The 8,515-nt window shown below is 67.4% G+C and carries 9 protein-coding genes; 3 read left to right on the top strand and 6 right to left on the bottom strand.

Annotated elements, in window-relative coordinates; translation table 11 throughout:
- Positions 1–80: 80 nt before the first annotated feature.
- Positions 81–251 carry a hypothetical protein gene (locus F6X68_RS11205; RefSeq protein WP_192581369.1) on the bottom strand — a complete coding sequence of 57 codons (171 nt, stop codon included), beginning with the start codon at positions 249–251 and terminating at the stop codon, positions 81–83.
- Positions 252–525: 274 nt separating this feature from the next.
- Here F6X68_RS11205 and F6X68_RS11200 point away from each other — a divergent pair, with 274 nt between their 5' ends.
- On the top strand, positions 526–1,821 hold the full coding sequence (locus F6X68_RS11200) for an MFS transporter (protein WP_151454210.1): 1,296 nt from the start codon (positions 526–528) through the stop codon (positions 1,819–1,821).
- Positions 1,822–2,055: 234 nt separating this feature from the next.
- On the opposite strand, the gene ligA is transcribed toward F6X68_RS11200, so the two are convergent.
- Entirely contained in the window at positions 2,056–4,050 is a 1,995-nt protein-coding gene (gene ligA / locus F6X68_RS11195; protein ID WP_151454209.1) for an NAD-dependent DNA ligase LigA, read from the bottom strand.
- Between the two features lie 17 nt (positions 4,051–4,067).
- Between ligA and F6X68_RS33455 the strand changes: the two genes are divergently transcribed.
- A complete protein-coding gene (locus F6X68_RS33455; protein WP_192581368.1) occupies positions 4,068–4,412 on the top strand; it encodes an SUKH-4 family immunity protein in 345 nt (114 codons plus the stop codon).
- Between the two features lie 85 nt (positions 4,413–4,497).
- Here the strand turns inward: F6X68_RS33455 and F6X68_RS11185 are convergent, their stop codons facing one another.
- Positions 4,498–5,013, bottom strand: a complete 516-nt coding sequence (locus tag F6X68_RS11185; RefSeq protein ID WP_151454207.1) for a hypothetical protein — start codon at positions 5,011–5,013, stop codon at positions 4,498–4,500.
- A gap of 171 nt (positions 5,014–5,184) precedes the next feature.
- Between F6X68_RS11185 and F6X68_RS11180 the strand changes: the two genes are divergently transcribed.
- The gene (locus F6X68_RS11180) at positions 5,185–5,916 is read left to right on the top strand and encodes a class I SAM-dependent methyltransferase (protein WP_225852141.1); all 732 of its coding nucleotides are present in this window, start codon (positions 5,185–5,187) and stop codon (positions 5,914–5,916) included.
- 293 nt (positions 5,917–6,209) lie between these two features.
- Here the strand turns inward: F6X68_RS11180 and F6X68_RS11175 are convergent, their stop codons facing one another.
- From F6X68_RS11175 to F6X68_RS11165, 3 genes are all read right to left on the bottom strand, one after another.
- A complete protein-coding gene (locus F6X68_RS11175) occupies positions 6,210–6,842 on the bottom strand; it encodes a PolC-type DNA polymerase III (protein WP_151454206.1) in 633 nt (210 codons plus the stop codon).
- Between the two features lie 195 nt (positions 6,843–7,037).
- Entirely contained in the window at positions 7,038–7,265 is a 228-nt protein-coding gene (locus F6X68_RS11170) for a hypothetical protein (protein WP_151454205.1), read from the bottom strand.
- Positions 7,266–7,398: 133 nt separating this feature from the next.
- Positions 7,399–8,514: a hypothetical protein gene (locus tag F6X68_RS11165; protein WP_151454204.1), complete on the bottom strand. Its 1,116-nt coding sequence runs from the start codon at positions 8,512–8,514 to the stop codon at positions 7,399–7,401.
- Position 8,515 lies beyond the last annotated feature (1 nt).

Genomic DNA, 8,515 nt, shown 5'->3' with positions numbered 1-8,515 from the left:
AACCACCGACGCCGCCACTCCGCCCTGGGCTACCTCAGTCCCGCCGACTACGAACAGACCCTCACACCGACTACGCTGCATCAGGTCGCGGCATAACCCGGTGTCCACATCCCGGGGGGGAACCTCAGCAGGGCGGTCACGTCACGCTGGATGGCCTCGGTCGCGGAGCGGTGCAGGGTTTCACCACGGTCCGGGTTGTGGACATAGAACTGCTCGGGGACGCTGGCGAGCAGCGGGTCGGTAGCCGTCACAGGACTCCTCCCGCGGATGCCGGTGAAGCGTGGGCGGTCTCATGAGGGATGGAGCTCGATCCGCAGCCCATCCGTGGTTCTCTGCCGCACCATCCAAAATGGCTCGATCGAGTCGCGCTGAGAGTCGATCATTACGAGTGTTCCCTGCACCCGTGCGTGAGCCGCCTTCTACCCTGCGGCCTCGGGCACTCCGGCGGAGGGCATCGTGGGGGCGAACGGCTTGGTGCCCTCGAACCGCTCCACGTTGATGCTGCCTGTTTTGGATGGAGGGCTGATGCTGGCTCCGCTGCGGTATGGCGCGTTCCGATACCTGGCTGCTGGCCGGCTGGTCAACATGTTGGGCAATGGTGTCGCTCCCATCGCGTTGGCCTTCGCCGTGCTTGATATGACCGGCTCGGTGCGCGACCTGGGCATGGTGGTCGGCGCGCGGTCGCTGATGACCGTGCTGTTCGTGCTCTTCGGTGGGGTGATAGCTGACCGGATTCCGCGTCGGCTGGTGCTGGTCGGCTCCAATGTGCTGAGTGCGCTGACCCAGGCGGTGGTGGCCGCCTTGGTGCTCACCGGCACGGCGACGATCCCGCTGCTGCTGGCGCTCGGTGCGGCCAACGGCATCGTGAGCGCGCTGTCCCAGCCAGCCTCGGCCGCCGCGACGCCGCAGACCGTGCCGCCGGAGTTGATCCAGCCGGCCAACGCGCTCATCCGGCTCGGCATCAACGCGGGCATGATCGGCGGCGCTGCGCTCGGCGGTCTCCTGGTGGCCGCCGTCGGGCCGGGGTGGGGCCTCGCCATCGACGCGCTCACCTTCGCTATCGCGGCTGTCGCGTTTGCCGGAGTCCGGGTCGCTGCCTCGCCGGCGAAGAGCACCCGCACGAGTATCGTTGCCGACCTCCGGGAGGGCTGGACGGAATTCACCGCGCGGACCTGGGTCTGGGTGGTGGTGCTCGGCTTCATGGTCCTCAACGCGGCCCTCGCTGGCGGCGTGAACGTGCTCGGCCCGGCCGTCGCGGACGAGACGATCGGCCGTAGCGCCTGGGGACTGGTGTTGGCGGCGGAAACCGCCGGAATGGTCGTGGGCGGGTTGATCGCCCTGCGGATCCGGGTGCGCCGGCTGCTGTTGCTCGGGGTGGCCTGCATGTTCGCCGAGTCGTTCCTGCTGTTGGGGCTGGCCCTGGCGCCCACCATCGTCGTGCTGTTGACGGCCGCAGTGGCGGTCGGCATTGCCGTCGAGCAGTTCGCGGTGGCCTGGGACACGTCGATGGCGCAGCACATCCCGGCCGACCGACTGGCCCGCGTCTATTCCTATGACATGTTGGGGTCATGGGTCGCCATCCCATTCGGCCAGATCGCGGTCGGACCGGTCGCCGTGGCAATCGGCACCCGCGACACGCTGCTGATCCTGGCGACATTGGTGGTGCTCGCCGTCCTCGGCATGCTGGCCAGCCGGGACGTCCGCCGGCTGCAGGCGGTAGCCCCCGCCCGCGCTGCCGACGCAGCACAGACCGAGCCAGCCGACGGTGAACCGAGCGACGGCCCTACCACGAAGCCCACCGAACCAGCCACCCGCGCCTGACCCAGTCCTCAAGGCCGGCCGGCCGCGCCTTCAGTTCGGAGAGCAGGATCAGCCGCCGCCAGGTACTGCGGCTCACTCTTCTGCCGCCGACCGGGCGTCACGGTGCGTGACGGAGGTGCGGATGCGCAACCTCGGTCGCGCTCCGGCCAGGGTTGCTCCCGTTTGGCTCGACGTTGGAGGTCGGTTCAGGCACGTCGTTGGGTGAGGATCGCGGCTGGTCCTTGCGGGGCTGTTTCAGGCGATGCCGGCTGTGATCAGTTGTTGCCAGATCTCGCTCTGGTCGATGATCTGGACGCCGTTTTTCTCAGCTTTGGTGAGTTTGCTGGCGCCGACGTCGGCGCCCGTGATGAGGAGGTCGGTGTTCGCCGAGACCGAGGACGCGGTGGTGGCGCCGCCCTTCTCGCAGAGACGTTGGAAGGTGGGGCGGGGGACCTTCTCGCCGGAGCGGGGGTCGCTGATCGTGCCGGTGATCACCACCGTTTTGCCGGCTAGTGGGGCGTCGGAGGCGATGACGGGTGGGAGGTCCTCGTCGCGAACGTCCAGGGAGACCCCATGCTGCCGCAGCCGCATCAGTTCGGGCCTCAGTCGGGTGAGATGTTCGATCAGGGACGCGGCAACCTTCGGGCCGATGTCGTCGATGACCACGAGTCGTTCCTCGCCCGCGTCGGCGACCTCTTCGAGTGAGCCGAACCCGGCACGGCACAGCCGTGTGGCGGTGCCTTCGGAGGCCATGGGGATGGCGAGCCCGATCAGTGCCCTGCGCAGCCCCACCCGGCGGCTGGCATCGATCGAGTCGATCATGCGGGTGGCGGAGACCTCGCCGATGCGGTCGAACTCCAGCAGTCTTTCCTTGGTCAGAGTGTAGAAGTCCGACGGGTGCTCGACGGCACCGGCCTCGGCGAGCCGTTCAATCCACACCGGGCCGACGGCCTCGATGTCCGCCGCTGCCCGTGACGCCCAATGGATTAGCCGCCGTACGGTCTGCGCCGGGCAGCCGACGTTGGTGCAGAACAGTTCGCGGCTGCCGCCCTGCTCGGTCAGTGGGTGTTGACAGGACGGGCACGCGGTGGGTGGCACGATCTCCCGTTCCGCGCCCGTGCGTTTGGACTCGTCGAGCACGCCTGCGACGAACGGGATCACGTCGCCGGCGCGGCGTACCAGCACCGTGTCCCCGATCTTGATCCCGCGTGCGCGGATCACTTCCTGGTTGGCCAGTGTCGCACGGGTGACCGTCGTTCCACCGACGAATACCGGCTCTAGCTGGGCGACCGGGGCGATCTTGCCGGTTTTGCCGACGTCCCAGACCACACCGGACAGCACGGTGGTCTTCTCCTCAGCGGCGAACTTGAACGCCAACGCACCACGAGGCGAGTTGGACCGGGTACCGGCGGCCACGTAGGCGTCGCGGTTGGCCAGCCTCAACACGGCGCCGTCCAGATCGTAGTCAAGGTCGTTGCGCCGCTCCTCGATCGCTGCGATCACCGCCTGCGCCGCGTCGGCGGTGGTGCAGTGCCTCATGTCGGCGACGGTGAACCCCAGGGTCCGCAGCCCGTCTTCCAGATCCGTCCGGACACCACCGGGATCAGAGGTGTCCAGGTCGAAGGCCAAGAACCGCAACCGTCGCTCGGCCACCACGACCGGGTCCTTCGCGCGCAGGGTGCCCGCGGCGGCGTTGCGCGGGTTGATCAGCGGCCGGTCCGGGTGTGCGGTGTTGTAGGCGGCGAACGTGGAGCGCAGCATCACCGCCTCGCCGCGCACCTCAACCCGGCCCGGCACGACGAGCTGCTCCGGCACCCCGTCGACCAGCGCCCGTACCAGGACGGTCACGTCATCGCCCGTCGTCCCGTCCCCTCGGGTGATCGCCCGAGCCAGCTGCCCGTTCTCGTAAACCAGGGCCAGTGACAGCCCGTCCAGTTTCGGCATGACCACTACCGGCTGGCCCGGGAAGCGGGCGAAGAACGCCGCGACCTGCTCGGGCCGGGTCGCCTTCTCGAGCGACAGCATCGGCCGCGAGTGTCGGATCGGTGTGTGCAGCACCGCGGGCGCGCCCACCTGCTCCAGCGGGTTCGGGTCGGGCACCCACTCCGGGTGCGCGTCGACCAGCCCCCGAAACTCGTCCTCGATCGCGTCGTATTCGGCATCCGCCACCAGCGGCGAACCCCGGTAGTACGCATCACGCAGCACCACGATTTGGTCGGCGAGTTCCTGGATCCGCTCTCGAGCGTTCACAGCGCACAACGCTACCCGTGCCCACCGACACTCCACCGCTCGCAGACCCCGACGACCTGGACTGGGTGTACAGTGCCGCGCCGGGGACCGGTGAGGTGCAGGCATGGTCGTCGGACGGCAGCACCTGGTTCGTCAACCCAACGATCAACCACTGGCTGTGTTCGCTGCACATGGTTGGTAGCTGGCTGACCAGCTCAACCGTCATCGGCCGCTGGGACGAAGACGGACAGGCCGAAGAGAAAGCACTCGCGGAGCTCGCCGACCTGTTGGAGCGGATCATGGCTTTTGACCCGCCCGCGTTCGGGGACGGCGATCATGCAACCCACTTCTGGCCCGCAGTGCTCGACCGGTGGCTCTACTGATCGATGCAGACATCCTCTTCTGCCGCAGACAGAGCACGACCAGTGGTGATCGGCTCGGCGGAGTTTGGCTGCGGCGCTCGGGTGATCAGTCCGCGCGGCACAGCGTGACGGCGCTGCGCAAGGGGGTACTTGCCCACAAAGCTTGCAGTGTGGGGTAGTGCTGTACTTCCCACGCCGCTTCACCGATCGCACGGTCTCGTTCGGGGCCGGGTGGACTGAAGTCGAACCCGGTGTTCTGCACGTTGAGCCGGTCGAGATCGGCAAGCACGGGTGCGTCAGGGAACACCAGGTCCAGGCTCACCTGCCAGTATTCTGGCTGGTACCAGTCGGTCTCGGTCCAGGCTTCTCGCACGTCGACGGCGAGCTGACGAGTGAAGCTCAGGCTGGGGAGCTGATCGTGCCAGCTGTACCGGCCCCACTGAACGATGAAGCCGTCGGCGTCGCTGTCCGGCCCTGGCTCCAGGCCGTCAACCGGCCGGGTAAGAAACTCGCGGAACGCCTTCCACGCCGCCTCGACGTTGTCTACCTGGTCCGGAGTCAGGCCGTGTCGGCGTAACAGCACGACCAGTTCTTCGGGCGAATCACGCCACGCGATACCCACAGTTCAGCCCTCCCGACCCGGAACCCAACGTCCGCTGGATCAGGTTGACAGGCGCATGCGCACAACACGAAGCGTCCTCCTTCCGCCGAGGGCCGGAACGGGCACCGCTTAGGCGTATCCGGACCTGCCGCTGGTCAAGGTACAGTTTGCTGTCTCTGGGACGATGGTGCCGTGTCTGACCAGCGCGCCGATCTCGAACTGCTTGACAACGACGCCTTGGAACAGTCGGCGGTGGTGGCCAACTGTGCCATGAACCGCGAGCGGCAGCTGTCCGGAGTCAACAGTTACACCCGGGAACTGGGGTTCAATCCTCTTGAGGTTCTCGCCGCCGGCCTGGTCGGCGCCGGTCGGGCCGAGCCTTCGGCAGCCGCTGGCTGGTTGGATCTGTGCTGTGGCACCGGTCGGGCGCTGATCCAGGCTGCCGGGGAACTGCGCATGGCGGGACTGACCGAGCGGACACTCCTCGTCGGGGTCGACCTTGTCGACGCCTTCGATCCCCTACCGTCACCGCTCTCGAATCTGGAGCTGATCTGCGGGTCCGTCGCCAACTGGGCACCAACGCGGACGTTCGAGTTGATCACCTGTCTGCACGGACTGCACTACGTCGGAGACAAGCTCGCAGTCCTGACCCGGGCGGCCGGTTGGCTGACTCCCACCGGCCGGCTCGTGGCCGACCTGGACCTGTCCAGCATCCGGCTTCCTGACGGGCGACCCGCTGGGCAGCGCCTCACCGCCCGACTCCGTGCCGAAGGATTCTCCTACGACCCCCGGCACCGCCGGATCAGCTGCACCGGCCGCCGTGAGGTCCGCCTCCCATACAGCTACCTCGGTGCTGACGACCGCGCTGGCGCCAACTACACCGGACAACCCGCCGTGCATTCCCACTACGCCGAAGACCACTGACCGCACCGGCAACATCCGCACATGCCGCGATCCGCGCGGCGGCTCAGACGCCACGACAGTCACCCTCAGTAATCGCGATCTGGGCCCGACTCGGGCAGCGGTAGTCGTTGAAGTCGATGGCCAGATCGAGGGCAGAGGGCACTGGTCCTCCGGGATCCGAACCGTTGAACGTCGTGACGGACCTGTGCACGTTCGGCTGTAGCCGGTTGGACACGTTGACCCGTACGCCGACACCACCTGGTGCTCAGCGCAGCGGTGAGCAGGCGGGACATACGGGGTGGTTCGGGCGTGGGTTAGCCGAACAGGTCAGGTTGGTCGGCTGTCCCCGTAGGGAGTGCAACGCCGGCCGCAAGTCGAAGGCTCTCGAAAGTCGGCGGCTTCGCCGGCCACCGCCGGGAGATCAGCTCCGGTAGCAGGTGGGCGGTCGCGACGGTGTCCCAGTAAGCGCGGTGTGGCCGGCTGCCTCCGGCCGCCGCCTGCATCGTCTTGTGTAGCCGCAGGCTGTCCACCAGCGTCGACAGAGAACACTCGGAGAAGTTCAGCGCCCGCGCCAGCAGCAGCGTGTCGAGCAGGCCCGCTGGGCGAAGCGAGGGCAGGTACCTGCTCAGCAGCCGCCAGTCCACGTTGATGTTGTGGCCCACCACCCACCGGCCCTCGACCAGCTCGATCAGTCTCGGCGCGATCTGCTCAAGCGGCGGTGCCTCGGCGAGCACGGCGTTGGTCAGTCCCGGTGAGAGCCAGGGCCGCTGAGGTATCGGCCGTCCCGGGTTGACCAGTGACGTGAACGCCTGACCGAGGTCGGGCCGCCCGTGTGCGAGGGGAACGATGGCCACTTCCAGGATCGCCTCGGTGTCACGGTCCTGGGCGCCGCTGCCTTCCACGTCGAGTGCGACGATCTCGGTGCCGTGCCACAGCCGGAAACCCATCGGCGCCAGTCTCCCGTAGCTTGCCTCAGTCGTCCTCATGCCGCGCCGCCTGCTCGAACGATCCACGAAGGACCGCCAGCGCCATGAACTGCTCAGGGCCGAGGGTCGGTCCGTGGTAGGCGCGGGAGCCGACGGAGACGTGGCCCCACCGCTGCCGAGAATGCCCCACACGATGTAGCCGACAGGCATCGCTGGTCACGATCGCTCTTGCGCCTGAGCGCGGCGCAGCGCGACGGTGAGGGCTCGTTCGCCGGTGGCGGTCAGGCTGACGGTTATCGCTCGCTGATGCGGGATCAGCTCAACCAGTCGCAGGCTCAGCAGCAGGTTGATCGTGTCGCGGACGGCTGTCTCTTTGACGCTGGCGTGCATCGCCAGTGCGTCGCTCAGTGTGCGAACCGTCCAGTGCCTCTCGGGCTGTTGCACGAGGGTCTGATAGATCCGGCGCCGTGCCGAGGTTGGCCGCTTCAATGGGGTATACATCACAGCGTTCCGAATCGCGTGATGGAAGCCCGGCGTGACGCGGAGGCTGTGCCGTACTCGGGTCCGCCCATCTCTCTCAGCTTCCGACGGAGCATGTCAGGGCATCGCTCGCGATTCTTGCTGCTTCGCGGAGAGTTCGCAGGGTTGCCTCGGGCATTGAGCCGGCCCTGAGACCGGCTGTTGTCGTGATGTGGGCGAGAGCGTGCTCATGTGGCTCGTTGAGGTGCAGGGCGGTGCGGTGGGCGAGGACTTCCCGGGCGGCGTATCCGTCGGGTGCTTCGAGGACCTCGGTGGCCACGTGACGCAGGAGTTGTTGAGCGGTTGCTTCGTCGTGTCTGCTGGACAGCGTGGCGGCGGTGAGGCCCCATCGGGCTCGATAGACGGCGTAGTCGGTGACGGGTTCCTGTGCTAGGAACTGCTCGACCATGGCGGACATACCAGAGTTGGCCGTTGCGGGTGTTGCGCACATTACGGTGAGGCATGAGCCGACATGTTGTTCCCACGGTTGGGTGCTGGTGCTGTCATCGAGGATGACGCGGGCGGTGTCGGTGTCTCCGCGCAGGAGGTGAGCGATGATCGTGGCTTGTCGTCCCTCCATGAGGTGACCGCCGATGCCGTTGAGTGCGTTGGCGTGTGTGACGGCGTCGTCCCACCGGCCGGCGAGGGCGAGGATGCGGATGCCTTCGCTGAGGTGTTGCAGCCAGGTCCACTGGCGCAGCTTGCCGAGATCGTCGCGTGTGCCGGTCAGGTTGGTCAGTGGCAGTGTCCGGCCGTCGATGGTCAGGTTGGTGCCTGTGGTGATGGCTTGGTACATCGCTTGAAGCAGGTGTAGTGCGGGCTGGCCGTTGTCGGCGCGGATCTGTAGGCGGGCGAGGTTGAGGACGGGTTCGAGCAGGTAGCTGGCTTGTAGGGCGGTGAGCGTGCCGCGTTGCCGGTAGATGTTGATGTGGTCCCAGCACCATTGGTGGGCGAGGTTCGGCAGGCCGCAGTCGCTGGCGATCAGCGCGGCTTTGTTTAGGGCGTGGGCCGCTTCGGCCATGCCGTTGTCGTGGTGCGCGGCAGCCGTCTCGGCGAGTTCGGCGACTTCGGTGACACGGTCGGTCAGGGCGGGGCATGCGGGTCGGGGTCGGCCGAGTAGTGGGAAACGGCGGACGGCGGCGCGGATGGTGGTGGGGTCGAGGGCGGTGTTCATG

Origin of the sequence: Micromonospora sp. AMSO12t (assembly GCF_008806585.1) — a bacterium.
In the GTDB taxonomy this organism is placed as follows: domain Bacteria; phylum Actinomycetota; class Actinomycetes; order Mycobacteriales; family Micromonosporaceae; genus Micromonospora; species Micromonospora reichwaldensis.
Note: the sequence above shows the minus strand (reverse complement) of the source record. Positions and strands in the feature narration are given on the sequence as shown.